Raw genomic sequence first — 25082 nt, 5'->3', positions numbered from 1 at the left:
ATGATGAACACAGACAGATCCGATGAATCACGAGCCCCGAAGCCCTATATGAACCCCTACCTGGCAGGTGTGCTGCTAGGCCTGACCCTTCTGGCCTCGTTCCTGATTCTGGGAGCGGGGCTGGGCGCATCGGCCGGCATCGCTCGGGTTGGGGCGTTCGCGGAAAGCTGCGTGGCCGCCGAGCATGTCTTGTCGTCCAAGTACTTTGGCGGATGGGGCACCCAACCGTTACGCTACTACCTCGTCTTCATGCTGGCCGGGACGTTCCTGGGTGGCCTGTTCTCGGCCCTGCTGGCCAATCGTCTCAGTCTGCGGATCGAACGTGGCCATGCGGCGTCTCCCGGTCTGCGGGCGGCTCTGGCCCTCGTCGGCGGCATTATGGTCGGCTATGCCAGCCGACTGGCCCAGGGATGCACCTCGGGCCAGGCTCTGACCGGAGGCGCGATGCTCCTGTCGGGTAGCCTGGTGTTCCTGGGCTGTGTGTTTGCCGGCGGATATGCAACCGCCTGGTTCGTCAGGAGGCAGTGGCATGATTAGGACATTCTACGGCCTCGATACCCTCGACTCACCGGCGGCCTTTCTCGCCGCTCTGTTCGTCGGCTTTGCGTTCGGTTTCTCGCTGGAACGGGCCGGTTTCGGCAGTTCCAGAAAACTGGCAGGCATCTTCTACTTCCGCGATATGACCGTGCTGAAAGTCATGTTCACGGCCATGGTCGTGGCCATGATCGGCCTGTCCTACTGCATGGGCATGGGCTGGATCGCCCGGGACCAGATGTACTTCATGCCCTCGGTGTACGGCGCCCAGATCATCGGTGGACTGCTGTTCGGTGTCGGCTTTGCGATGAGTAGCTGGTGCCCGGGTACCGCGGCCGTCGGTCTGGCTTCCGGCAAGCTGGACGCTCTGATCTTCCTGGTTGGAGCCTCCGTCGGGAGCATTCTCTTCAACGAGCTGTACTCCGTTACCCACCCTTTGTACACCTGGGGTGAAAGCGGCGTGCGGTTCGCCTGGAGCAGTCTGGGGGGCAGCCAGGCGGCGTTCGGCTTCGGCCTCGCTGTCGTGGCCATCCTGGCGTTCTGGGGAGCCGAGTACATCGAGAAGCGGGTCAGCGGCACGGGGCTGTATCTGAACAGCCCTTTCCTCAAGGCCTTCAGCACGGCCCTCCTCGTCCTGGCGGCCGGCCTGTTTGTTCTGTCCCCGATGGCAGCCTCGGAGGCAACCGACCGGACCGCCCAATCTGAACAAGCGACCGACGCAATTCCATTGCAGATGGGCCTGCTGACCGACGTGCAGACCGGCGCCGACCACGTCGATCCCAAGCAGTTGGCGGGTTGGCTGATGGCCGGCAAGCAGGATCTCGTGCTCATCGACATTCGCACCCCCGGCGAATACCAGAGTTTTCACCTCCGCGGGGCGGTCAACGTTGCGCTTGCGGATCTGCCCGGGTACCTGACGCCACTCAAGAACAAGGGCAGCATCGTTCTCTACTCCAACGGCATGACTCACCCGGCACAGGGAGTCGACGTTCTTCGTGGCCTCGGTTTCCAGAATGTCTTCCTCCTGACGGACGGGCTCCACGGATTCCTTGAGAAGTGCCTCAAGCCGACATCTCTGCGCACCGAGCCGGTCACCGCCGAGAGGGCCGCCCGGATTAATGCATGGCGGAGCTTCTTCCTCCCATCTCCCGCAGTCGTGACCGCGAAGACTCAGCCCCCGACGGCCGCGACCTCCGGGCCTGCCGAACCGGCATGGCCGGGGCTGGTGGAGACCGCTTGGTTGGCAGAGAACCTCAAACGCCCGGACCTTCGCGTCATCGATGTCCGGCTCCAGCCTCAATACAACACCGGCCACATTCCCGGCTCTGTCTGCCTGTCCCCGGAAAGCATCCGGGGGGTCGTCGGCGGATTGTCCTCCATGCTGCTGCCGGGCGATGTTCTGGCCCGGCTGGCATCCCTCATGGGAATCAGCACGACGGATACGGTCGTGATCGTTGGCGACGACAAGCCGCCGGATGCAACCATGGTATCCATGGCCTTCGCCCGTCTTGGACACGCCAAGTACGGCGTTCTCAACGGAGGCTTCGCCAAGTGGAAGAGTGAAGACCGGCCGTTGGACACGATGCTGCCCACATTTGCACCGACCAGCTATCCGGGGCCGGCTCCAGATCACTTCTCAGCTGATGCGGAACGTGTGCTGGCTCATGTGGAACAGGGAGACGCGGTCGTCCTGGATGTGCGGCCGGTGGAGTACTACCTGGGCAAGAAATCCGAGGAGGCCAGGGCCGGCCGTATCCCGGGCGCAAAGAACAGGCCTTTCTCCGAGGATACGACCAAGGTCGCAGACGCCACGGTGTTCAGGCCGGTGGAGGAACTGGACAAGGCGTATTCGGCATTGATCCCCTCCAAGGACTCGCCAGTTGTCATTCACTGCCGCACGGGTCATCAGGCCAGCCAGACGTTCTTCGTCCTCAGAAACCTGCTTGGCTACCGATATGTCCGCTGGTATGACGCGGGTTGGAGCGAATGGGCCGCCCGCCCCGAACTCCCCGTCGACAAAGGCGAGTAAGCAGATGCCTCGGCGACTCCGGTGGACGATCACGAACAGAAGTGCCTGAAGGAGGCTCACGCATTTGGACGCACCAGAAAGGCACATCCTGATGAGACGCCTGACTCGACTGCGCACCGGCGAAATGGAGCCGTACTACATCATGCGCTACGGTTTCTCTGAAAGGCACGCTGAGCACCGCAGCCTCTGTGTTCTTGCAGAACCTGCTCAATGCTCTTCGCAGACATGAGTACACCACGAAGCAGTCCTATGGCTGCATGCCGCGGACATTGACCGCGCTGACACTCCCCTTCGTCAAGCCGGTCGTCCGGCCGTGCTTCTTGACCTTCATGCCGAGTTCGGGTGAAGTGGTCTCCGTGCTGAGCCTGTAAGACTGACTCCAGTTAGCCATCAACTCCGTAGGCGAGCTGCTCACCGCCTGCTTCTCGTCAGGCAGTCAGGGTCGCCGGGAATCTCGGCACCCGAGAGGCACTCGAGGAACAGGGCCACATCGTCGCCGTCAACGTCGGTATCGAAGTCGAGGGGAGTGTCTTCGCACCCGGCGGCAGTCTGAGGAACCTCGCGGCCGCTCAGGCACCGTTGCAGATGCCCGAAGTCACTGAGGTCCACATCCCCATCGTCGTCGAAATCGCAGGGAACCGGAATCTGGACCGATCCGGTGAGATACGCCATCCCCGTCACCTCGCCGGTGTCGGGATTGTCGGGGTCAATGTAGACCTGAACCGGAACCGACACTGCGAAGGTCAAGACCCCGTCACGGATGACAGCCGTCCCCGAGATGTCCTCGGTGGCGACCGGCTCCGTGGCGAGATCCATGGTGTCGCTGCAGGGCAGCCCCATGCCCTGCAGCAGCGTGCAGACCAGGGCCGTGGCGGTGTAGACCACCAAGCCTTCCTTGAAATAGGGCACCTGGTACGCGGTAAAGTCCCCCTCCGCCCCCAGTGACCAGAAGGGCTGTATTCCCGGTTGGGCATGATAGAAGCGGATATTGGTCGCGCTGACGTCCACCCTGCCGAGCCACCCGTAGCTCAGCTGCCAGCTCATGTTCCTGTCGGCCCTGGCATCGAAATCCTGCAAGGAAATGGTGGTCGGCGCCGAACGGGAATCCAGATCCACCGTGCAGTAGCCGCTGAGCGTGGAACTGTCCGTATCGCACTTCTGGAGACCCTGGAGCGTCGAGCAGATGGTCAGGTCGACCCGCGATCGCGTCGGATCGATGGGAATCACAAGGCCCGGATAGCCGGCCGGAACGAGACTCGCCGCCCACATCGCCAACGTGAGTACTACTGGCACGATTCACCCTCCTGATGCGTTATCGGTCGAACGCCGCCGATCCACAAACCTGGCTCCACATGCGACTCACCTCTATCTTAGCGAACAGCAGGGGGCCAGGGCAACGCCCTGGAATCCGCACGCTTACCGCCCAAGAGGCGGCAATCGCTCGCCTCACCGATCGCCACCTCTACTCCTCCTTCTTCGGCGGGGGAATCTTCGCCGCGCACGTCTCGGCCCCACAGGACGTCACATGGCCCGCGGCATCACGCATGTAAATGCCGTAGCGGTATTCCGCCTTCGGGTCGGCACCGGTGACCTCGAACCTGGGATCCGTGGTCCAGCCGCTGCACTTGCGGCCCTCCTCGCCGAGGCATTCCACGAAGCAGTACTCCACCCGGCCAACGCCGGCCTTGCCCGCGGTGGCGGTCATGACGATCTTGTCGCCTGCCCAGCGCGGCTTGCCGGCAAAGGTCGGCGGGTTGGGCGTCGGAGGCGCCCCCCTGGCAACGATCGCCTCCTTGCCGGACGCATCACCCAGTTCAACCTTCATGAAGTAGGGCACGTTCATGTCGTAGGTGTGCGGCAAGGCGGTATCGCAGCGAACGGCCCCGCCACCGTCGCAGTCGAGAATGCATTGGGCGAAGCGCAGACCACGGCCCAACTTCAGCGTGGCACCGGGAAGTGCCCCCTCCGGAATGCAGACCTCAACGACATAGCCGCCCTCGCGAACCTTGGTCCTGGCGGTGATGCCGTTGTTCGCGGCCCTGCGGTTCTCGCACCGGCCGGCACCCTCGAGATGTTCATAGAAGTACACCGTGGCATTACCATCCTGCCCGGCCGGCATGATCCAGACGACGTAGTTCAGCAAGCCGAGGTCCGCCTTGGTCGCGACATACCCGTCGCCGTCGATGTCGAACATCCACTGCACACCGTCGTTCCTCGGATCATCAGGATTGTCACTCTCCTTCCGGCTGACCACGATCTCGTCGTCCTCGATCGCCGCAGCCAGGTGCAGCTTGCCTTCCTCCCAGGCCGCGTACATGGTGCCCGACAGACCGGCGTCGTACCTGAAAATGGAGAACTTCGCGTATTCGTCTTTCCCGATCGTGCCGTCCAGCGTGGCCGTCTTCCGCGGCAGCCAGTTGACGCTCGGACACCGCGGGAAGTAATCCACGCCGTCTGAAATCCCGTCGACGTCGGTATCGGCCGACTTGGGATCGTACCCGCCGGAGTAGTCACCCATCGCCTCGTCGCGATCGCTGATCCCGTCGCCGTCGGAATCCCGGTCGGACGCCGGATCAATGCACCGCGTCCCGAGTTTCTCCTCCGAAACCGGCACCTGGCCGCTGTCCGGCAGCCCGTCACCATCCCTGTCCGGCAGCGTCTTGTGCGTCACGTACGGGGGCACGAGATCGAACCAGTCCTTCTCCGGTACCTCGACCGACATCAGGAAGTTCCCGCTGGCGGCATTGTCCACCGGCCAGGGCATGTTTTCCGCCGCGACGTCCGGGTTACGATAAGGATGATCGCCCCACCCCTTGCCGGAAACAATGCCAAACGTATCGTCATAGACGTGCTGCTGCTCGTGGAGCATTGTCCAATGGGCCTGCGAGATGTCGCGGCCATGCTCGTAGGCGCTGACGTCCAGCCGGGTCTTCCTGAAGAACGCCTCCTGCCCGGTCGCACCCGGCAGACCACCTGCCCAGTTGCAGTACTTGTCCGTTGGCTCGATCGGCCACACCACCCAGATCAGGTGAATATCGCCATCCTTGAGACCGGCCGCAGAGTAATCCCTGAAAACCCGGGCCGCATCGAGCCAGCTCTCCTTGAGGTCCGCCTGGGTCAGCTCGGCATCCACAACCACCGTCTTGACGTGCTTCGCGTGAATCCGGAAGTGCGAGGCCCGCCAGAAATAGTCGCTGACGATCGCCGGCTGGGCCTTGAACGTCTCCACTTCGGCGTCGGTGAAATGCCGTTGAGGATGGCTGCCATCCGGCTTGGCCTCCTCGTGATTCACATAGTGCTTGTAGATCAGCAGCAGCGCGGTCTGCTCCACATACTTGTGCTCCGAGGCCGCACTCGCAGGCACTCGCCCCAGGAGAATGACCAGCAGTCCCAGCGTGGCCGCCGCAACTCCGGGGAACCACCCACCCACGTGCAACGATCGCGAACAACCCTCGAACATCGTACACTCCTCGTCCTCGAAGACGGCGAACGACCGAAGCGAATACACCCTCCCACCTCGGTTCAGCGCTTTCCAGACGGTTTCAAACGGCGGCCCGATCGATCGGCGGCGATTCATCCGCTATTCTACAGAGCAACCCAGTGGCGCCAACCACCCCGACCCTGTACCCGTACCACGACACGCCGGACAGACCCGGGAAGGTGGCAGCAGCAACAAGCGGTGCGGTATGATGACCGTCCGCGGCCCGACGGAGGAGCCGGGCATCGCCGTCCGAGAACATCTCGGTTGAGGAACTGAACATGATCCGTGCCTTGGCGACGATTCTCGCGATAGGCCTCGTTTGCTTCACCGCAGCCGCGCAACCGCCAGCTTCAACCAAGGATCAACGCGGTGGACCCGGCTCCGGTGCAATGACCGTGGAGCCGCTCCACCAGGAACCGGTCACGCTCGTCACCGCCGACCAGCCCGCCAACAGCAGCCTTGAAGCCGCGGTTCGCCGGGGAGCAGCGGCCGTCGAACCGAAGATCATTCAGTGGCGCAGAGACATCCACGAGCACCCGGAACTCGGCGACCAGGAAAACAGGACCGCGGGTGTCGTCGCGGAGCACCTGCGCGATCTGGGTCTTGAGGTGCGCACCGGCGTGGCCCGGACCGGTGTTGTGGGAATCCTCACCGGCAGAAAGCCCGGCCGGACCGTCGCCCTGCGTGCCGACATGGACGCCCTCCCGGTCAAGGAACCACCGAGGCTGCCCTTCGCGTCCCGGGCCAAGGGTCAGTACCTGGGCAACGAGGTCGACGTCATGCACGCCTGCGGGCATGACACCCATACCGCCATGCTCATGGGAACGGCAGAGGTCCTGGCTGGGCTGAGGAATGAGCTGCCCGGTACGGTCATGTTCATCTTCCAGCCGGCGGAGGAGGGATCCAGCCTGTTTGGGCCTTCCTCGGGAAAAGCCTGGGGGGCGCGGTTGATGCTGGAAGAGGGCGTGTTCGAGAAAAACAGGCCGGACGCCATTTTCGGCCTGCACGTCGGTCCCGGCCCTGCTGGCCAAATCTTCTACCGCGGCGGCGCGGTCACCGCGAGCAGCGACACCCTTGAAATAACCATCACCGGCAAGCAGGGCCACGGCGGTATGCCGTGGTACGCGGTAGACCCGATCACCACCTCGGCCCAGGTCATCTTGGACCTGCAGACCGTGGTCAGCCGGAAAACCAATCTCACCGCCTCCCCCGCCGTCGTGACCATCGGCGTGATCAGCGGCGGAACCAGACCCAATATCGTGCCCGAGACGGTGCGCCTGTCCGGCACCATCCGGACCTACCATGAGAAGGTTCGCCAGCAGGTCATTCGCGATGTCCGGGTCACCGCCGAGAAGATCGCCGAGAGCGCGGGCGCGAAGGCAGAGGTTTCGATCACCAGCCTCTACGACGTGACCATCAACGACGAAGCCCTGACGACGCGGATGCTGCCGGTGCTGAGGCGGGCCGCGGACGGGCATGTGAGCCAGGCGCCGCAGAGCGGAGCCTCCGAGGACTTCTCCGTCTTCGCCAAGGTAGCCCCCGGAATGTACATCGGCCTGGGCATCACCCCACGTGACCAGGACCCGGCCAAGGCGGCTCCGAACCACAACCCCGATTTCTACGTCGACGAGAGCGCCCTGGTCGTGGGCACGCGAGCCCTGGGCTCACTCGCGGTCGACTTCCTTGCCACCGAACCGGAACAGGGCAAGCCGTCACCCCCGACTCGCCCGTCGCCTGCGGACAATCGTTGACCCGGGGTCAGACGCAAGGACCGGCCGAAGAGAACCGGGCGGGGCATCGACGAGCCACACCCAATCCTGACCCGCGCGCTGGGCGGGCACACAACCAGCGGCTCTGCTCATGTCAACATCGCGGGTCAGCCGACCGGACCGCCCCCTCCAGATTCCACCCCCCCCCAACTGTAACACATGGCCCGAAAAACGGCTTGTGATTGGTCGAAAGAGAGTTGAAGACGCGACCATCCCCCCGAATCATCACCCAATTCCCGCCGAACCCCGAACAGCCATCGCTTCCAGCTTTCTCCGCGGACTAACAACGCCCAAATGGTTTCCTAACAGCCGACCACGTAGAATACACGTCGAGTCGGAACCGAAAGGACCGTAGGCCATGCGCGTGGGCAAGACCATCCTGGTCGTCGAAGACGAGGCCGACCTGGCCAAGATGCTCCGCTTCAATCTGGAGCGCGAAGGGTACAACTGCCGATGCGTGGCCGACGGCCGCGAGGCGGTCGCGAACGCCCGGCGCGATCCACCCGACCTCCTGCTCCTGGACCGCATGCTCCCGGGAATCTCCGGCGACGAAGTGCTGCAACAGCTCAAACGCGAGCCACTGACCGCCACCATCCCCACGATCATGCTCACCGCCAAGAGCGAGGAAACGGATGCCCTGGTGGGCTTCGCCTTGGGGGCCGACGACTACGTCACCAAGCCGTTCTCCATCAAGGTCCTTCTCGCCCGGATCGCCGCCCTCTTCCGACGAACGGAACCCGCGGAGCTGGATAGCCAAGTACTGGCCATCGGGCCGATCCGGCTGGACAGCGGCCGCCACGAACTCCACGTCAACGGCCAAGGCGTGTCCCTGACCGCCATGGAGTTCCGAGTCCTGCGAGCCCTCATGGGAGCCAACGGACGCGTCCTCTCCCGCGGGCAGCTCATCGAGTCCACTCTCGGCATGGGAGTCGCCGTCACCGACCGGGCAATCGACGTCCATATCACCGCCGTTCGCAAGAAACTCGGCGAGGCCGCGGCGTGGGTGCAAACCGTTCGGGGCGTCGGCTACACCTTCCGGGAGCCGATAGAATCCGAAACATGAAGCCCGAACAGGCTCAAACATAGCCCAGGAGAGCCCGCTCCACGAACCTTTTCGACGACCTGCCACGCCGATCGGTCTGACTTCGGCTGCCACCAATCCTGTTTCACTGGAACCGGGATCACGGCCGACGAGCTCCCCGTCGATTGAGCAACCACCCTGGTGCAACGAACACACGGTCCGCAATCAGTTGTCGTAGATCTCGTAACAGCGCACATCGCTCGAGGACGGCCGCCGCAACTCCACGGTGATCACACCATCGGAATCGCACCGGTACACCTCGCACACCGGCTGATTGGCGAAAGCATCGGTGGCGTGTATGTCCGCTACGCTGAGCGGGGCACTCAACGGCTGGCCCGGATCGTAAGGGAAGAAGATGTCCGACCAGGCACGGACGTTTCCGTCGGGCAGCCCGTCCCGCCCGATCGCAGTGCACTCCAGATACCGCAGGTGGCCGACGTTGTGGGCCGGATGATACCAGGCAACCCTTTCAAGAGGCTTCTCACCCTTACGCGGAATCGGCGTACCGGCCGGGAAAATGGTGTCGAAGGTCTCGATCCGCCCGTGGTCGCGAAGCCTGAGCAAGCCGAAGTGGCGGGCAAATACGTCGCGAAAGGTGACCCGGTCCATCGCGCAGATGGCGGCTCCCATGGCCACCGACCGGAACGGCTTGTCGGTCAGAACGACTTTGCTGGCCGGGAACGCCTCCGCTACCATCTGGCCGACCAGCGGCAGCTTGGACGAGCCGCCGACCAGGTAGACGGTCAGCCGCGAACCATCCTCGATGCCCGGCTGCTTGATGGCAGCAGACTCGATCACGCCCTTCAGCATCTTGACCGCCGGCACCAGCATCGGGCGGATGCGGTCGTAGTAGGCCACCACCGGAATCGTGACCGGCCGGCCGTCAAGCCCATAGTCCGCAGGGTTGAGGAACAGACTCCGAACCGCCCCGGTCGAGATGCTCTCCTTCTGAGAGCGGGCCTGATGAATCAGGGCCTGCCGCGTCAAAGGACTCATCACCTGGTTTGGCCCACCCAGCTTGGCCAAAAACATCTCCAGCAGAACCCGGTCAAAATCGTCACCTCCCAGGTCCTCGATCCCCGCAGATGCGATCACCCGGAAGTCCTGGTTCTCGATCCAGACCAGCGATGCGTCAAACGTGCCACCGCCGAGATCGAAAACCGCCACCGCCATCGGCTCCGATTCCTTGCCGGTCTTGCGGCCACCCTTCTTGCCGCGGCCGGCCGTGAGCCAGTCGGCCAGTTCGATGGCCGACGCCGTGGGTTCGTTGAGCGTCCCGATGACCTCGAAACCCGCCTCCCGGAAGCAGGCCCGGGTGATGTGCCGCTGGGCGCCGTTGGCATTCGCCGGCCAGGTGATGACCGTTTCGAGCAACTCGTCGTCCGGGATCATCTGCGACTGACGGATCGAACTCGCCAGCGACCTCAGAAAACCGGTCAGCAGGGCGGCCGTCTCCTGCGAGTGGCCGTCGCCGCGAGCGGTGTAGTCCCGAAGCTGCCGCTTGAGCGACGGAACAAACAGATACTCCGCCGATGCCGGCAACTGGGCGAACCGCCGCTCGGCCTCAAGACCGAACCACTGGCGGCCGGTCGCCCGCTCAACCAGAATGGCCGAAGGATAAGTCTCTTGAACAACCGTACCCGCGCCGGTCTGGGCCCCGTGAAGGACAATCGAGAACATACCCCGATCGTGGATCGCGGCCACGGTATTGGTCGTGCCGAAGTCGATGCCCAACCGGGCCATGTCCTTACCTCCTGTTGACCAGCACCTTCGCGGCCACCAAAACCTTGCCGCGCGCAGAGCGGAAACCGGGCTGGACAGTCTGACCCACACTGTTGGCGGCCAGATCCTGACGATGACACTCCCCCACCGCCAGATGAATAATCGGATCGAACAGCTCGCCAAGCCGAGGCTCGTAGCTCTGTACCCCCGCAAGCATCAAAACGTGGTCCAGCGTCTCCTTGCCACGCTGGGCAAAATCGTCGTCCGCCGCCTCCTGGCCGTTGCCATCGACCCGCTGGGCAAACTCGTTGCGAAGACTGATCAACGGCGGCAGCATCTCGGCAAGCTGGTCATCGATCACTTCGGCAACAAGCCGCTGGAATGTGGCCGTCGCCCGGTCCAGGGGAGCCGTCCGCACCACCGCGTGACCCTTGCCGCATTGCGCTGCCGCCAACTCGGTCAGCCGACTCATGGCCGAGTTCATCTGGTTGTTCATCGCTTCAATCGCCGCGGTGATATCGGCCTCCGCCCGAGCGAGAATACGGGAGGCCGCGGCCTTGTCCTCTCCCACGCGGACCGTACCCGCACCCGCGCCCTTCGCGGCGTCTGCCTTGTGGGCGACGTCGTCCGCCCGCTTCACCGCCTTCGCCGCGGCCGGAGACCTCTCCGCAACCGCTGACGCCGGTTTCGTCTTGGCCTTCGTCGCCACAGCCCTACCCGTCGATGCGGTGGCCGTGCTTCGTGACGCGGTACTCTTCTTCGCCATAAGTACACCTCGTTCCCGATGTTGCAGCCGGATGGAGATTGCGCGGCATCGGCGCCCGGCATAGCAACCGCGCCACCGGACGTCAACGTCGCCCCACATTATACACCGTCCCGGCCAAGACGCGAGAGGTAATCACGTCAATGCCCACCGCCGCAAGACGAACATCCGTCGCACGCGGCGAACCGCCGCCAGCCAGCCACCCCCGCCCTTCGCAATCAAGGACAGGGGCATGGCAAGCCAGCCAGCGACCCCGGCCACTTCGGCCCGGCCAACTCCTCACAAGGTCGACAAGTCCCGGCGAACGAAAACGAACCCACCCACCGTCCAGAGCACGCTCCCCAAGCCAAGTAGGACCAAGATGTCAGCCACCGGCCAGCGCCCACTGCGGATGATCAAGAGCGGATTGTAGTAGTGCAGCAGCGACAAGAACGACAGGCGATCCGCCAGTGGCCAGAACTGGCCCAGGAAGTTCAACAGAAACGAAGCCAACACGAAAGCCAAAACCCAGCCGACCGCCCTCCCACGTCGGTCACTCATCGCGGAAATGAGCCAGGCCAGCCCCCCCACCGCCACATACAAACTGAAGAGGTTGACCACAACCATCGTCAGAGGCCGAGGATCAAGCCGCAATCCTTCGGCGGACAACCGGCACCCAATGAGATGCCCGATCACCGCCATCAACATGAGAACAACGCCCGCCGCGAGCCACGCCACCGCCCCTGCCACGTACACCTGCCAACGCGAGACCGGCAGACCCAACAACATGTCGACCGTCCCGCGATCCACCTCCCCGGCCGGGACAAGCGTGCAGTACGCAATGGCATGAGCCCACAGCAGAGCCAGAACCACCGGATGCACCCAGGTGAGAGCCCCGATCATCTCCGGTCCCAGCCCCCCGGAGATCTTCGTGCCCAGCAACGCCTGTAGAATGCGCTGCACAAAAACCAGCTGTGACAGCACCGCGCCAATCTGTTCCTGCACCCGAGGCAAAGCCCGAGCCAGGAGCGCTTCCGCCAGCCCCAGCCCTGCACCCAGGAGCAGCGTCAGAAACCCCACGTCACGCAGCGACTTGGCCAGCAGACCCCTGTTCATGGCGCCTAGCCCCCTTGCCGATAGTACCCGCGAAACAGCGTGTCCAGATCCGGTCGTCCAACGCTGAAATCCTCGATCGGCCGGCCAGCAGCCCATTGCAGCAGATCCTCCGGAGAGCCGGCCAGCAGACAGCTCCAGGTCTGCCCATCACGCCGGCGAACCTCGAGAAACGGCGGCGGAACCTGCTCGGCCTGGGCCACGCCCTTCCACCGGATCATGACCTCCCGCCGCGAACGGCCGCGGAGCTCGTCAAGACCGGCGTCCACAATCACCCGCCCTTCACGCACGATGGCCACCCGGTCGCACAGCTGCTCCACCTCACTGAGCGTGTGGCTGGAGAAGAAAACCGTGTGCCCGGCAGCCGCCAGTTCGCGAAGATGACCGTGCAGCTGCTCCTGCATCAGCGGATCAAGAGCCGTGGTCGGCTCATCCAGGATCAGCAGACGCGGCCGGTGAGCCATGGCCAGGATCAGGCCAAGTTTCTGTCTCATGCCCCGCGACATCTGCCGGGCCTTGACGCGGAGGTCGAGATTGAACTCCTCAGCCAGACGGCGCCCCTCAACCATCAGATCGCGACGCCGGATCGCCCCGAAGAGCCGAAGGGCCTGCCGCCCGTCCATCCAGGGATGGAGGCGGAGGTCACCCGGAAGGTAGCCCACCTCCGCCTTCGCCCGGTGTGAGCGCTGCCAGCAGTCCAGGCCAAACAAGCTCGCCCGGCCCGAGGTCGGACGCAGGAACCCGAGAAGTACGCGGATCGTAGTCGTTTTCCCGGCACCATTGGGACCGAGAAAACCGGACAGGACCCCCTCCCGCACCACCAGGTTGAGCTCCTCAATTCCGGTCCGCCGGCCGTACCGCCGCGTCAGTGACTCCGCAACGATCGCATCCACCGCAAGACCCCAACACCCCGCCCGCTGGATCGAAATCCAGTCCGACGACCCGATCAGCCGCACCCGTACGCCTCAACACGGTTATAACCCACACACTCGCCCCGCAACAGGGACCGTAGCCCGGACCGACGCTATCTCGAGAACACCCGACAAGACGCTTCGCCAAGCCCGCCAGCACACCAACACTGGACAGCGATTCCTTCAGCCACCAGACCCTACAACCCAGAATAGATCAGTCCGGGATCCCCCGGTAACATGACGGTAACATGCCGCCGGTAGACTCCTCCGCAGCCATCGTCGGCCAGGGAGACGCCAATCATGCCAAAAGCCAGCCTGCTACTCCTCCGCAATGCCCTGCTGTCCGCAGCGGCCCTGGCCGCCACCGGGACCCCGGCGCCCGCCGCCCCGCCGAGAGTCACTACCTCCACCCCGTTGCCGGACGCAACCAGTGTCGACCCCGCCCTCAGCTCGATCCGTGTCACCTTCGATCAGGACATGAACACCCGCGGCTTCTCCTGGGTTGGCGGTGGACCCACCTTCCCCACCACACGAGACAAGCCCCGCTGGATCAACGCTCGCACGTGTATCCTGCCTGTCCGGCTGAAACCCAACCACGAGTATTGGCTGAGCATCAACAGCGACCGGTTCCAGAACTTCCGCAGCAAAAGTGGCGAACCGGCCATCCCCTACCCCATCTCGTTCAAGACCGGCCCGTCCAAGGCCGGCACCAGGGCGACATCGGAACCGGCAGCCGAAGAGGAAGATCCGGAACCAGACCACGAGACGTCCACCCTGGAGTTCAAGCTCCAGGATACCTTCGGCCGGGAGATCCGCTCGAGCGACTATGTCCGCACACCGGTGGCGATCATCCTCGGCGCATGCTGGTGCGGCGGATGCCAGCAGGACGCAGAACCGTTCGCAGATCTGGCCGCCAGCTTCGGACCGCGCGGCGTGCAGTTCATCCGCAGCGTCTCCGGCGACAACGAGCTGGAATCGCTCGAGTTCCAGCGGCACTACCGGCTACCCTTTGTCAACGTGCTCGACCCCGATCGCACCTTCGAAAAGAGGTACAACCCCGATGGGTGGACCTTCATCATGCTCGTCGATCACTCGGGTCAAGTGGTCTACCGGGCCAACAACCCGAAAATGACCTCCCTGGCCGCCAGCCTCGAGAACCTCGTCCAGCCCCAACCGGAAGCCCAGGTGATCGTTCGCGACGGGGTATCGTACATGCGGGCAACACTGGAACGGTCGGGCGAAATCGACAAGGCGCGCCCTTCGGAACGGTTCCCCGCTTTGGCCTGCGGACCGGACAAAACCACTTACCTCGTCTTCTCCGGCAACCGTCGGGGCAACAACGACATCTTCGTACGGGTCCACGACGGCCGGGGCTGGTCGCAGGACCGACCGGTGGCCGCCACCGAGGCCGACGAGTTCGACGCCTCGGTCCTCGTCGACCACCAGAAACAGGCCTGGATCAGCTGGACAAGCAACTCCGACGGCAAGAAATACAACGTGTTCGTCACCTCCTTGGACGCGACCGGCAAACCGGCCCCCGCCATGCAGCTCAGCCACGCCGACAACGACGCCATGCACGCGAGAATGGCCTGCGACCGAAAAGGACGGATCTGGTGCACGTACTACCGCTGGCACAGAATGGGTCGGTTCTCGCGCGACAAGGAGGTGTATGTCCGGCGGTACGACGGGAAAGAATGGTCGCCGGAAATGCAGGTCAGCCCGACGGATGTGCCCAACTACGAAGACCACAGCGATCCGACCGTCGCGGCCTATCGTGACGGCATCCTCCTGGGCTGGAGCTGGGATTATCACACGCCACCGGGCTACACCCGGGATGCCGAGTGCCCAACGATCTTCCTCCGCGAGGTCGGCCAGGACCTCCGCCTCGGCCAGGCCAGGCACGTCAGCGGGCGATCCATCGACGTCACTCCCACCCTCGTCGTCGACCGCAAGGACCAGATCTGGTGCGCTTGGGACGCACTCGGCTGGGATGACGACGCGGGCGCCAACCGCAAGACGGTCCAGGTCACCCAACGAGACATGAGCGCCACCCGCCCCCAGCCCGCCCAGGCACTGAGCCCCCCGAGCACCAACGTGTGCACACCCATCCTGGCCGTCGCCCCCGACCAAACCGTCAGCCTGGTGTGGAGTCAGAATCAGCGCCGCACAGGCTGGACGCTGCAACTGGCAAGCTGGAGCCCCCTGCAATCGAAATGGTCCGACGCAACCGAGATCGAGGCAGACGGAAATCCCCGCTTCCCGTCCGCCACATACGACGCCGCAGGCACGCTGTGGGTCGCTTACTCGGCCGAGGGCCCCGGCGGACGCGAGATTAGAGTGAAGACAATAACCCGCAAGTGAGCGCTCCCGGACCATCCGGCTCCACTTCGGCAACGTCTCCCGGTGCAGCCTCGAAACCTCGCACTCGACCGCAGGATCGACTCAGCCACCGCCGAGGATACAATACGCCAACCTCATTCCCAAAGGAGTCGTCTCATGCCGAGTCAACGGGTAGTCATGCTCCTGCTGCTGATGAGCCCATCGCTTCAGGCGGGAACGGAACTGGGCGTGAAGGACACCCAATTCACATTGAACGGCCGGCCGGTCTTCCTCCTCGGCATCAGCTACTACGGCGGCTTGGATGCCTCCGACGAAACCGTTCATCGCGACCTGGCTCGCCTCCGGGAAAGCGGATTCAACTGGATCCGGGTGTGGGCTACCTGGCACTCCGGCGAGAACAACGCTTCCGCGGTCGATGCTCAAGGGAAAGCTCGCGAGCCCTACATGACACGCCTCAAGGCCCTGGTCGCCAAATGCGATCGGGCCGGGCTCGTCGTGGACGTGACGCTCGCCCCGCAGCGGGCCTCCCCCGACGGCAGGAAGCCGGGATACCTGGCAACATTCGACAGTCATCGCCGGGCGGTCGAGACGATCACGGCCACCCTGCGCCCACACCGCAACTGGTACCTCGACCTCGCCAACGAACGCAACATCCGTGACCCCCGATACGTCAGTTTCGATGATCTCGTCAAGCTCCGTGCGGCCGCCAGACAGGCCGATCCCACCCTGCTGGTCACCGCGTCCCAAGGCGGCGACATCGATGAACGCGAACTGCGCGACTACTTGCTCAAGGTCAAGGTGGACTTCATCTGCCCACACCGGCCGCGCGATGCCGCTTCGCCCGCCAGCACCGAGGAGACAACCCGCCGATACTTCGCCCGGATGCGGGCCCTGGGACGGGTGGTCCCCGTCAACTACCAGGAACCGTTCCGTCGCGGCTACGCCGACTGGCAGCCCCGAGCGGAGGATTTCCTGACGGACGCCCAAGGCGCCCGGCGAGGAGGAGCCGCCGCTTGGTGCCTGCACAACGGCTCCCAACGCCAAGGCGGCGAGCCTTTCCGATCGTTCGACCTGCGAAAGAAGTCGCTGCTCGAGCAACTGGACGAGCAGGAACGCCGGGCCATCGAGTTGCTCAAGACGCGGGTCGGCTCAACACGTCCGCAATAGCCTGATGCCCGCGCCCGCAACCACCCCAAGCCCCAGGCTACAGCCACTCCTTCAGCTCATCCTCACTCGCAATGAACCTGCCCGTCGGCCGGCTGTCACTCCAGTCGACCACCCCCAGTCGGATGCACCCCTCGCAGAAGGTACTGAGAAGCGACCGCTCACCTCGGTCCCGGATCACCTCGATGCCGACCGCCCCCGGCCAGAAAGACCGGCGCCTGCCAAAATCAAAGGCGTCGTTCCTGTCACTCTCGATGATCCACGAGTACGTGCTGTCGCCGCGAACCTTGGCCTTGACCAGCAGGATCCACCGGCCCGCGCGGTTCAACAGGCTGGCCGATTCGAGGCTGCCTTGAGGATGCCCACCCTCCAGTCGGGCTTCATAGCCGTCAGCCGGTCCGACGCAGATCGGGCCGTGGTCCCGCCAGTCGCGGAAATCGGTGCTCGAGACCATCGCGATACACGAGGCACCTTCTCGGGTGTTCGCGGTGTAAATCAGCCAGTAAACGCCTCCATTCGCGCAGATGCTGGGGTCGCGGCAGCTGGAAATCCCGTCAACGCGCCAGAAAGCCCACGACTTGCCCTTGCAGGGCGACAGCGGATTGCTGTTCCACCGCTGCCATGTGAACAGGTCCTCGCTCGACGCAAAGCCGATGTCCTGGCTGATGTACCGATTCACCCCTGTGTACGCCATGACGAACCGGTCGCCCCGGCGAACAATGCACGGGGCCCAGAGGTGAGCTTCCTCCCAACTGTCCGGCCGAACGATCATCGCCGGATCGTGCACCTCCCAGTCAGTGAAGTCGGCCGTCGAGGCATGACCCAGGTAGATCTCGTGACCCGGATAGAACGGTGTCCCCTCCTGCAGCCGCCGCTCGATGTAGAAGAAGTGAAAGCGGCCCAGGCCCTCCGCCACGGCAAAGTCGGCCACCTTCCCACCCACCGGCCGAAAACCGGCCCTGACCATATCAACCCTGCGGCGGCGATAGAACGCCTCCCGCTGGGCGAAGAGCGTCTTCTCAAACTCGATCACGTTGCTGGATTCGGCAGCCCCGGCCGCACGCGGCCCGTTGACCACCAGCCCCAATAGCCCGGCACCGGCACCTTGGAGACACACCCGTCGATTGAACCGCCCGCAACCCTCAGACATGGTCATCATGGATGGCAACCTCTCATGAACCGTCCCCCACGGCTTCAGTCGGCAACAGGTCAATCTAGCCGATACGAGAGAGGATGGCTATGCTGAAACCCGGAATGTCCGTCCGACTGGAGTCCATGTTGCCGCATGCGGCGGGCCCCACGAGCTCTACGATCTCCAGAAGGACGCCGGCGAAACCACCAACCCGGCCGACCAGCCCGAATACCGCCAGCGGCTGGTCACCCTGCGAACCCGGCTGTTCAAGTGGTTCGACAAGTACGCCGAGGCCGGACGAGATCCCATCGGCCATGAGTACCTGCGACCAGACAACACGGAGTGAGCGGCCAGGTCACCCGATCGCCGGCAACTCAACCCACGCCCGCTTCCGCCAGGACTCCAGTCCCTTCTCGGCGAGCTGCACACCTTTGGCACCTTCGAGCAGACTCCATCGGAAGGGATCACCCTTGACCACATGCTTGAGGAAAAGCGCCCACTCCACTTTGAACGCATTGTCGTAGTCCATGGTCGTCGGCACGGGCCCCCAGGTGTCGAAGTGGTTGATCGGACTGTCAACGTCCGGATTCCAGACCGGGCGCGGCGTGGCCGCCGCCGGCTGGATCAGGCATTGCCGCAACCCGGCCACAGCGCTGCCCTGGGTGCCGTCCACCTGCAGCGTGAGCAGGTCGTCACGCCGCACACGCACACACCACGAGGAGTTCATGTGGGCAATGATCCCCCCTTCGATCTCAAAGGTGGCATACGCGGCATCATCGGTGTCGCAGTCGTAGGGCCGGCCGTTTTCGTCCCAACGCTTGGGAATGTGCGTCGCCCCCAGGCAGGAGACACTCTTGACTGGACCAAAGAGATTGTCGAGCACGTAACGCCAGTGGCAGAGCATGTCGAAGATGATGCCGCCGCCGTCGGCCTTGCGGTAGTTCCAGGACGGCCGCTGGCAGGGAACAACATCACCTTCGAAGACCCAGTAGCCAAACTCGCCGCGAACCGACAGGATCCGCCCGAAGAAGCCCATATCACGCAGCATCTTGAGCTTCAACAGACCGGGCAGCCAGAGCTTGTCCTGAACCACCCCGTGCTTGACGCCAGCCTTGGTAGCCAGCCGATACAGCTCCAGGGCTTCCGCGGTGGATAGCGCGGTGGGCTTCTCACAATAAACGTGCTTCCCCGCGGCGATCGCTTGCTTCACCGCAGCCACACGACGGTCGGTCGTCTGGGCGTCGAAGTAAACCGTATACCGTGGATCGGCCAGGGCCTTGGTCACGTCCGTCGTCCATGCGGCAACGCCAGACATGGCCGCCAGCTTCTCGAGCTTGACCGGATTACGCCCAACCAAGATGGGATCGGGCATGATGACCTCCCCCTCGCCGATCCTCACCCCCCCTTGCTTGATGATCGCCACGATCGAGCGCATCAGATGCTGGTTGGTGCCCATGCGTCCGGTAACGCCGTTCATGATGATGCCAACGGTATGGGTCTTCACTTGTCCCATGGCTGCTCCCTCGTCTTTCACGCAATGGTCTTGAACATGCATTTCTCGGGAATGAACATCACCGGCACGGCCGGAAAGGCCCGGGTCAAATGATCGGCCAGCTTACGCAGGCCAAACTCCTCCGAGCAACCGTGATGGACGACGATCACCGGGTATTCCATATCCACGGCCAGGGCCCCGTCGCGCCAGTAGCAGAAGCCGTCGTCGGTGGCAATGACCAGATCGGCCTTCAGTTCGCCCACCATCCGCCGGAACGGCGTGATCGCCCCGGTACCGATCGCCACCGTGCGGATCTGCTTGCTCTCCGGGCCAATGAGCTCGACAGCCTGCTGGCCGAGAAACGCGACCTTCGCCGCCACCTCCCGGGCAAAATCGTGGACCGTCGTGCTCGGAACCTCGTACACGTGGCAGAAGGTGTCCTTCCTCACCAGCCGGGTGAGCCCCAGAAACTCTGCCCAGGCGGAGGGAATGCCCTCCTTCTCCACGCGGTCCCAGACGTCATGACAGCGGACAATGACCAGCTTGCTTTCACGCACGAACTCGCGTTTCTTGCGGGCGGCTTCAAAGGCGAAAACCGACTCGTCCTTGTCGACATGATCGTAAAAGGTCGGCTCGTGGCACACGAACAGGTTGCAGCCCTGCTCAACCGCCTGGCGCAAAGCCCAGGTGTAGCTCATCCAGGCGACGGCCATCTTCTTGACCACCGTGGCCGGATCACCGGCCTTGAAGGTGTCCACCGTATCCTTCAGGTCCACCCATGGACCCAGACGCATCAGATAATCGTGGACGTCCTGGGCAGTCACCCGGCCGGCACTCCCGCCCGACTGGGCCCGCAACGAGTTGGCCGAAACCGCGGCCGCCGCTCCCAATAACCCGCTTCTGATGAACGCTCTGCGATCCATGGGCTTCACTCCTCGGCCGCAACCACACGGCCCCGGCATTGTACCGGCTGGGAGGGCAAAACGGCCAGCCGTCGGCGATCCCAGCTTTCAGCCGTCAGTCTCCACCGGATGGAAGCGACAGAAAAACCTGTCTTTGGGGATTTAAACTGCTACAATCTGGTTCGGCAGGATAAGAGGTGCACGCCTTACTGATGCCCCTCCGTAGACATTCATACAAGTCACCCGGCACTCCGGCGGGAACCACGGGCGCGGGCCTGAAGAGGGACCATCAGCGTCCACTTGTGGGTTCGTTCACTTGCATTCCCTCCTGAGCGAGCTGGGACCCGAACTGTCACGCGGCTCAGGTGAGGCCGGTCCGCGGGAGCGACCGAGCCCGCAGACCAGTGGATCAATCCGACGTCACCCTTCACCAGCGTCGGGAAAGGAGTATCCAACGAGAGACAGGCTCTCGAGAGTGCTGTGGATCGTCGTGCTGCTGCTCACTAGCGTGGCAACCGTCGAACAAACCGCCGCTCAGTGTCGGGTCGGCGAGTTGGGCGGCTTGAAGGGCCTGATTGGCTTCTGGAATTTCGACGAAGAGGAGGGTGGCCGAAACCAAGTCCTCGGCAGGCGATAGAATGCGATGCGCCTGAGTCATTCGACGGTCATCGGGCAGCGCCTGCCCAGCGTGTCGCCGGGAAGGCCACCAGGGCCGAAGGAGACCACTTGGGCTCTCGTTCCGTCCGCGGGGGTCATCGATTGCCCCCTGCCGCCGTGGAGACCGCCGACCCGAGGCGTGGCCCGGCCCCTGAAGACTTGTCGGGATCCGGGAAAGCCAAATTGCATTCCCGACAGCCTGCTTTACAATATCTTTCTGGGCGTACCGGTTCTTGATTCTCTGGGCCTCGAGCGGCTGTCACGCCGACTCACATACAGGAGGAGTGACCATGTGTAAGCAGTGTTCCGGACTCAGGGGCGGCTTCTCTCGCCGTGACGTTCTGCTCACCGCGGCCAGCACGGGGCTGGCGGGCAGTCTGCTCCGCAGCGGGGTCTCCCTGGCCGCCGGGGCTGACGGCCAAGCCTCCGTGTCGGCCGGCAACCCGACGGTCATGGCCGTCTTCCTGCGCCCCAGAGAAAAGTACTGGCTCGGATGGCCGGGCACCGCATGGGATGTCGAGGGGTTCGTCAAGAAAGCCAAAGAGGCGGTCGCTCGATTTGCCGGCGAGCTCAAGGTTGACATCAAGTGGGAGGCCGAACCGCTGTACGACGATGCCGCCGTCGACGCCTTCGTCAACAAGATCAAGCGGGACAAGCCGCAGGGCGTTCTCGTGTTCCCGCTCCATATGGAGTATTGGAGCCGCATTGACAAGATCGCGAAGGCCAGCGAGCCCACGCTCATCTTCGCCCCACTCGGCGTCTGCTTCACCGGCCACATTCAGAACCTCGGCAAACAGCCCAAGGTCTACCTGGCCTCATGCGGCGACTTCGAGTTCAAGCCGGTGCGGTTCGCACTCAAGATGGTCCGGGCCAATCACGACATCCGCCACACCAAGGTCGCCGTTCTGGTCGGCAAGAACACCAGCGAGCAGGTGCTTGAGCCGCTGGGGCTCAGCATCCGTCACTTGCCGCGCAGCCGCTTTCCCGAGGTCCTCAAGACCGTGGAACTCAACGACGAGGTGAGAGCCATCGTCGATGACTACAAGAAATCCGCAGCCAAGATCGTGGAGCCCAACGAGGAGGACCTGGTCAACGCCGCCAAGAACTACATCACTGCGGCCAAGATCATGGCCGAAGAAGGCTGCCAGGGAATCTCGCTCGAATGCCTGGGCCTGGTCGTCGAGAAGATCATGACCTGCCCGCCATGCATGGCTTGGTCGAAGCTGCTGGACGCCGGCGTCTCCGCGACTTGCGAGGCCGACGTCAACGCGGTCATGTCCCAGGAACTCTGCCTCAAGCTCCTGGGAAAGCCGGGCTTCGTTCAGGACCCGGTGCCCAATACCGTGGACAACACCTTCATCGGTGCCCACTGCGTCTGCGCCACCAGGCTGAACGGCCCGGACCAAGAGCGCGCCAAGTTCATTCTCCGCAGTCACTCAGAGTCGAACCTCGGCGTCTCCGTACAGGTCATCTGGCCGGTGGACACCGACGTTACCATCATGCAGTTCGTCGGACCGGGCAAGATAATCCTCGGCCAGGGCAAGGTCCTGCGGAACTTCGACACCCCGCCGGCGGGCGGATGCCGAACCTCAGTTGAACTGGCAATCGACGGGCCGGCCGACACGCGCGATACCAAGGGTTTCCACCAGCTCTTCATCGCCGGCAAACACATGCGCGACTTCCAGGCGTACGGCCAACTGTACGGAATCACGACCGAGCACATCTGAGCCCGGTCGGCGAACGGCAGCTCAGGAGTCCATCCCAAGCTCGCGGATGCCGGGCGGTGGCAGGCCGGTTCCAGGCGCAGCTCGGGATGGGCTCGTTTTTACAGGGGAGTGACTTCGGGCGGACTCTCCAAGCCAATGCATTCCGCCAGGTAGGCGGCCAAGTCGCCCAACTCCTTGAGAATGTGAAGATTGACCGACGATTGAACCTCCGGCGCCAGGCCGGGAACCGACTTGGGCAGATAAAGCTCGTACCGCGCCGTCGCAGTGAAAAGGCTCGGGGCCGGTCGAGCCAGCACGCGCACGATCACCGGCCACCGGTTGAACTGCCCCTTCGTCAGCCGGTCAGGCACCGGCGACCCCATGCCCAGCAGGCTCCTGCGCCACAGGCCCCGCCGAAACTCGAGCCGGAAGCGCTCGCGACGTTCGCAGGTGTAGTCCCCCCCCGGATACGACGCGAAGAAAGCCTCCAGCACCTCCACGAGCCGATCGTAGGGCGGGACTTGAATCTGGTATTCCCAGGTGTAGGAACTCGTCATGGAAAAAGCCGAAACGTCGAGACATCGAGCCGGGAAAAGGACGCCGCCCTGATGCCTCAAACCGCCAACCGGACACCGGCCTCAGAGGACGCGGCAGCTTGCCCGTCGAGCTCTCACCGGCGGCCGACCACTGACTGTTTACCGTCCATCCGAACCGCCCCCCCCCCTGTCAACCTCCTTCGCCTGTCAACCTCTGTTACGCCGGCCACGCCTGATCGGTATAATAGCTCCCCAGTCGGCGACGTGAAAGGCGGGGAGGAATCGGGTCGATCAAAGCCTGATGACGCGTTGGATAAAGCATATTCTGGTCGCAGTCCTGCTGGGCGGCGGGGCTTGGCTCTCGGCGGAAACGGTCATCCTCACTAACGGTGACCGGATCGAATGCGAGATTCTCCACCAGTCGCCCTCCGAGATCTCCATCCGTCGACTGTCGGACGATGGCCGGGTCCGGTTCGTCCAGACCATCGCCCGTTCGAGCGTTCATGCCATCGAACCGGGGGCGATTCCCAAACTGATCCCCAAGGTGCAGAGCCGCCCCGCCGAGGAAGCCGACGGCCCGCCCAGTACTCGACCTGCAGCAAGCCGGCCTGCCGCGGCCAAGGCCAGGACAAAAGTATCGACCCTCGCTCCGGCCGATCGCCAGGAACTGCTCAAGCTCGCCATCGATCAGTGGAGAAAGCAGGAGTACGGCTCGGCCGGCCTTAACCTCTCGCGACTGATCAACAACCTGAACGAGACGGATCTGGCGGTCATCTCCGCCCAGACGGAAAAGGCCCTGGACATGTCCCTCGGGCACCTGGCCGCCGAAGCCCACTTTCGGGCGGCTATCGACGTCGGCCGGGATCGGGTCAGCCCTCTCCAGTACGTCACCGGCTATGAAAAACCCTATCTCATTCCCCGGATGGTCGACGCGTATGAACAGGCCCTGGTTGAGGAGGTGGGCGTGACTGGCAGAACCCTCTCGACCCGATCGCCCAAGCGGACCAGGCGACGCGAGGAGAGCCGTACCCCGGAAACCGGGCCCGTGACTACCAGCCAGCCTGACACCACCCGGCCCAGTGAGCCCCCCTCCCCACGGACCGTCGCGGCCTGGCTGGATCGGCCAGAAGCGTTCAATCTGCCCAGGGAAGAGGCCCGGCCGTTTGCCCGCCAAGTCATCTTCGCCGTTAAGCTGATATCCGAAATCGCCCGGCTCGATCCTGAGACTCGGGCGAACCGAAACCGGCTGGAGGAGCTGACTCGGTCCAGGCGGAAGCTCTACGCCCTCTATCGCGTGGCCATCGCTCGGGCAGGAGGCGCGCTGACCCCTGAGGAGCGGGAAGCTCAACAGGCCGGCATCGAGGAACAACAGGAGCGGTTGCGCAAGATCGTCGAGTTGAACCAGAAGAAGCAACAGGAGATGATGGACAAGGCTGTCCAGATCGCCAAGCAACGCGGCGCATTGCCCGCCGACGCTCAGGTGCCAACTTCGGCTCCGGCCGAACTCCAGGGTAGGCTGCCCAGCCCTGCCAACACCGACGACGTCACGACTCTGGACTACATCTTGAGAAACAGAGCCCAGGAACTGGACAACGAGAGGTAGGCAATCATCGGCTATTGCGAATCGAGCTCTGGAGAAGACGGAGGCCGCATCCGAGGGAGCGCCCCGCGCACCCACTCGCCACAAGCACTCTCCTCTCCCGGTTCCCGGCACCGATCGAGTGGTTTTCAGCCCTCCAACCCAAAGTGTCCCCGCTTTCGGCGTTTCGGC

General features: G+C 63.8%; 21 protein-coding genes. 9 read left to right on the top strand and 12 right to left on the bottom strand.

What is annotated here, in order from left to right; translation table 11 throughout:
* The first annotated feature begins 3 nt into the window (after positions 1-3).
* Positions 4-537 carry a YeeE/YedE family protein gene (locus tag KA354_11485; GenBank protein ID MBP7935260.1) on the top strand — a complete coding sequence of 178 codons (534 nt, stop codon included), beginning with the start codon at positions 4-6 and terminating at the stop codon, positions 535-537.
* On the top strand, positions 530-2563 hold the full coding sequence (locus tag KA354_11480; GenBank protein MBP7935259.1) for a YeeE/YedE family protein: 2034 nt from the start codon (positions 530-532) through the stop codon (positions 2561-2563). The genes KA354_11485 and KA354_11480 overlap by 8 nt, the downstream gene beginning before the upstream one ends.
* 247 nt (positions 2564-2810) lie before the next feature.
* Here the strand turns inward: KA354_11480 and KA354_11475 are convergent, their stop codons facing one another.
* The 3 genes from KA354_11475 to KA354_11465 all read right to left on the bottom strand — a co-directional run bounded on the left by KA354_11475 (position 2811) and on the right by KA354_11465 (position 6023).
* Complete coding sequence (locus KA354_11475; GenBank protein MBP7935258.1) at positions 2811-2978, bottom strand: hypothetical protein; 168 nt, start codon at positions 2976-2978, stop codon at positions 2811-2813.
* A complete protein-coding gene (locus KA354_11470; GenBank protein ID MBP7935257.1) occupies positions 2975-3856 on the bottom strand; it encodes a hypothetical protein in 882 nt (293 codons plus the stop codon). Before KA354_11470 ends, KA354_11475 begins: the two co-directional genes overlap by 4 nt.
* A gap of 169 nt (positions 3857-4025) precedes the next feature.
* Positions 4026-6023 (bottom strand): hypothetical protein, encoded by a 1998-nt coding sequence (locus KA354_11465; protein ID MBP7935256.1) that lies wholly within the window; start codon positions 6021-6023, stop codon positions 4026-4028.
* Between the two features lie 299 nt (positions 6024-6322).
* Between KA354_11465 and KA354_11460 the strand changes: the two genes are divergently transcribed.
* Together KA354_11460 and KA354_11455 are read left to right on the top strand one after the other, a co-directional pair.
* Complete coding sequence (locus KA354_11460; GenBank protein MBP7935255.1) at positions 6323-7795, top strand: amidohydrolase; 1473 nt, start codon at positions 6323-6325, stop codon at positions 7793-7795.
* A 376-nt stretch (positions 7796-8171) separates the two neighbouring features.
* The gene (locus KA354_11455; protein MBP7935254.1) at positions 8172-8876 is read left to right on the top strand and encodes a response regulator; all 705 of its coding nucleotides are present in this window, start codon (positions 8172-8174) and stop codon (positions 8874-8876) included.
* Positions 8877-9059: 183 nt separating this feature from the next.
* Here the strand turns inward: KA354_11455 and KA354_11450 are convergent, their stop codons facing one another.
* From KA354_11450 to KA354_11435, 4 genes are all read right to left on the bottom strand, one after another.
* Positions 9060-10637, bottom strand: coding sequence for an Hsp70 family protein (locus KA354_11450; GenBank protein MBP7935253.1), 1578 nt, complete (start codon positions 10635-10637; stop codon positions 9060-9062).
* A 4-nt stretch (positions 10638-10641) separates the two neighbouring features.
* On the bottom strand, positions 10642-11382 hold the full coding sequence (gene grpE / locus KA354_11445; protein ID MBP7935252.1) for a nucleotide exchange factor GrpE: 741 nt from the start codon (positions 11380-11382) through the stop codon (positions 10642-10644).
* A gap of 276 nt (positions 11383-11658) precedes the next feature.
* Positions 11659-12474, bottom strand: coding sequence for an ABC transporter permease subunit (locus KA354_11440; GenBank protein MBP7935251.1), 816 nt, complete (start codon positions 12472-12474; stop codon positions 11659-11661).
* Positions 12475-12479: 5 nt separating this feature from the next.
* The gene (locus KA354_11435) at positions 12480-13427 is read right to left on the bottom strand and encodes an ABC transporter ATP-binding protein (GenBank protein MBP7935250.1); all 948 of its coding nucleotides are present in this window, start codon (positions 13425-13427) and stop codon (positions 12480-12482) included.
* Between the two features lie 255 nt (positions 13428-13682).
* On the opposite strand from KA354_11435, the gene KA354_11430 reads away from it, so the two are divergent.
* Positions 13683-15743: a TlpA family protein disulfide reductase gene (locus KA354_11430; GenBank protein MBP7935249.1), complete on the top strand. Its 2061-nt coding sequence runs from the start codon at positions 13683-13685 to the stop codon at positions 15741-15743.
* 135 nt (positions 15744-15878) lie between these two features.
* Positions 15879-16889: a hypothetical protein gene (locus tag KA354_11425; protein MBP7935248.1), complete on the top strand. Its 1011-nt coding sequence runs from the start codon at positions 15879-15881 to the stop codon at positions 16887-16889.
* Positions 16890-16926: 37 nt separating this feature from the next.
* On the opposite strand, the gene KA354_11420 is transcribed toward KA354_11425, so the two are convergent.
* The 4 genes from KA354_11420 to KA354_11405 are packed head-to-tail and all read right to left on the bottom strand — an operon-like array spanning position 16927 to position 20433.
* Entirely contained in the window at positions 16927-18045 is a 1119-nt protein-coding gene (locus tag KA354_11420) for a hypothetical protein (GenBank protein MBP7935247.1), read from the bottom strand.
* 55 nt (positions 18046-18100) lie between these two features.
* Positions 18101-18334 carry a hypothetical protein gene (locus KA354_11415; protein ID MBP7935246.1) on the bottom strand — a complete coding sequence of 78 codons (234 nt, stop codon included), beginning with the start codon at positions 18332-18334 and terminating at the stop codon, positions 18101-18103.
* 39 nt (positions 18335-18373) lie between these two features.
* On the bottom strand, positions 18374-19522 hold the full coding sequence (locus KA354_11410; GenBank protein MBP7935245.1) for a Gfo/Idh/MocA family oxidoreductase: 1149 nt from the start codon (positions 19520-19522) through the stop codon (positions 18374-18376).
* 26 nt (positions 19523-19548) lie between these two features.
* On the bottom strand, positions 19549-20433 hold the full coding sequence (locus tag KA354_11405; protein MBP7935244.1) for a Nif3-like dinuclear metal center hexameric protein: 885 nt from the start codon (positions 20431-20433) through the stop codon (positions 19549-19551).
* A gap of 454 nt (positions 20434-20887) precedes the next feature.
* On the opposite strand from KA354_11405, the gene KA354_11400 reads away from it, so the two are divergent.
* Together KA354_11400 and KA354_11395 are read left to right on the top strand one after the other, a co-directional pair.
* Complete coding sequence (locus KA354_11400) at positions 20888-21049, top strand: hypothetical protein (protein ID MBP7935243.1); 162 nt, start codon at positions 20888-20890, stop codon at positions 21047-21049.
* A gap of 310 nt (positions 21050-21359) precedes the next feature.
* Positions 21360-22796: a hypothetical protein gene (locus KA354_11395; protein ID MBP7935242.1), complete on the top strand. Its 1437-nt coding sequence runs from the start codon at positions 21360-21362 to the stop codon at positions 22794-22796.
* 98 nt (positions 22797-22894) lie between these two features.
* Here the strand turns inward: KA354_11395 and KA354_11390 are convergent, their stop codons facing one another.
* Positions 22895-23332, bottom strand: a complete 438-nt coding sequence (locus tag KA354_11390; protein ID MBP7935241.1) for a hypothetical protein — start codon at positions 23330-23332, stop codon at positions 22895-22897.
* Positions 23333-23612: 280 nt separating this feature from the next.
* Between KA354_11390 and KA354_11385 the strand changes: the two genes are divergently transcribed.
* Positions 23613-24914 carry a hypothetical protein gene (locus KA354_11385; GenBank protein ID MBP7935240.1) on the top strand — a complete coding sequence of 434 codons (1302 nt, stop codon included), beginning with the start codon at positions 23613-23615 and terminating at the stop codon, positions 24912-24914.
* Positions 24915-25082 lie beyond the last annotated feature (168 nt).

The organism is Phycisphaerae bacterium (assembly GCA_018003015.1).
Lineage (GTDB): Bacteria > Planctomycetota > Phycisphaerae > UBA1845 > PWPN01 > JAGNEZ01.
This window is presented reverse-complemented; position numbering and strand designations above follow the sequence as displayed.

Bases quoted from the DNA above. Each gene is read 5' to 3' on its own strand.
- KA354_11455 (MBP7935254.1), top strand. From the start codon at position 8,172: ATGCGCGTGGGCAAGACCATCCTGGTCGTCGAAGACGAGGCCGACCTG.
- KA354_11450 (MBP7935253.1), bottom strand. From the start codon at position 10,637: ATGGCCCGGTTGGGCATCGACTTCGGCACGACCAATACCGTGGCCGCG.
- KA354_11430 (MBP7935249.1), top strand. From the start codon at position 13,683: ATGCCAAAAGCCAGCCTGCTACTCCTCCGCAATGCCCTGCTGTCCGCA.
- KA354_11385 (MBP7935240.1), top strand. From the start codon at position 23,613: ATGACGCGTTGGATAAAGCATATTCTGGTCGCAGTCCTGCTGGGCGGC.
- KA354_11465 (MBP7935256.1), bottom strand. From the start codon at position 6,023: ATGTTCGAGGGTTGTTCGCGATCGTTGCACGTGGGTGGGTGGTTCCCC.
- KA354_11405 (MBP7935244.1), bottom strand. From the start codon at position 20,433: ATGGATCGCAGAGCGTTCATCAGAAGCGGGTTATTGGGAGCGGCGGCC.
- KA354_11425 (MBP7935248.1), top strand. From the start codon at position 15,879: ATGCCGAGTCAACGGGTAGTCATGCTCCTGCTGCTGATGAGCCCATCG.
- KA354_11480 (MBP7935259.1), top strand. From the start codon at position 530: ATGATTAGGACATTCTACGGCCTCGATACCCTCGACTCACCGGCGGCC.
- KA354_11390 (MBP7935241.1), bottom strand. From the start codon at position 23,332: ATGACGAGTTCCTACACCTGGGAATACCAGATTCAAGTCCCGCCCTAC.
- KA354_11440 (MBP7935251.1), bottom strand. From the start codon at position 12,474: ATGAACAGGGGTCTGCTGGCCAAGTCGCTGCGTGACGTGGGGTTTCTG.
- KA354_11460 (MBP7935255.1), top strand. From the start codon at position 6,323: ATGATCCGTGCCTTGGCGACGATTCTCGCGATAGGCCTCGTTTGCTTC.
- grpE (MBP7935252.1), bottom strand. From the start codon at position 11,382: ATGGCGAAGAAGAGTACCGCGTCACGAAGCACGGCCACCGCATCGACG.
- KA354_11485 (MBP7935260.1), top strand. From the start codon at position 4: ATGAACACAGACAGATCCGATGAATCACGAGCCCCGAAGCCCTATATG.
- KA354_11415 (MBP7935246.1), bottom strand. From the start codon at position 18,334: ATGGCCGATGGGATCTCGTCCGGCCTCGGCGTACTTGTCGAACCACTT.
- KA354_11420 (MBP7935247.1), bottom strand. From the start codon at position 18,045: ATGATGACCATGTCTGAGGGTTGCGGGCGGTTCAATCGACGGGTGTGT.
- KA354_11395 (MBP7935242.1), top strand. From the start codon at position 21,360: ATGTGTAAGCAGTGTTCCGGACTCAGGGGCGGCTTCTCTCGCCGTGAC.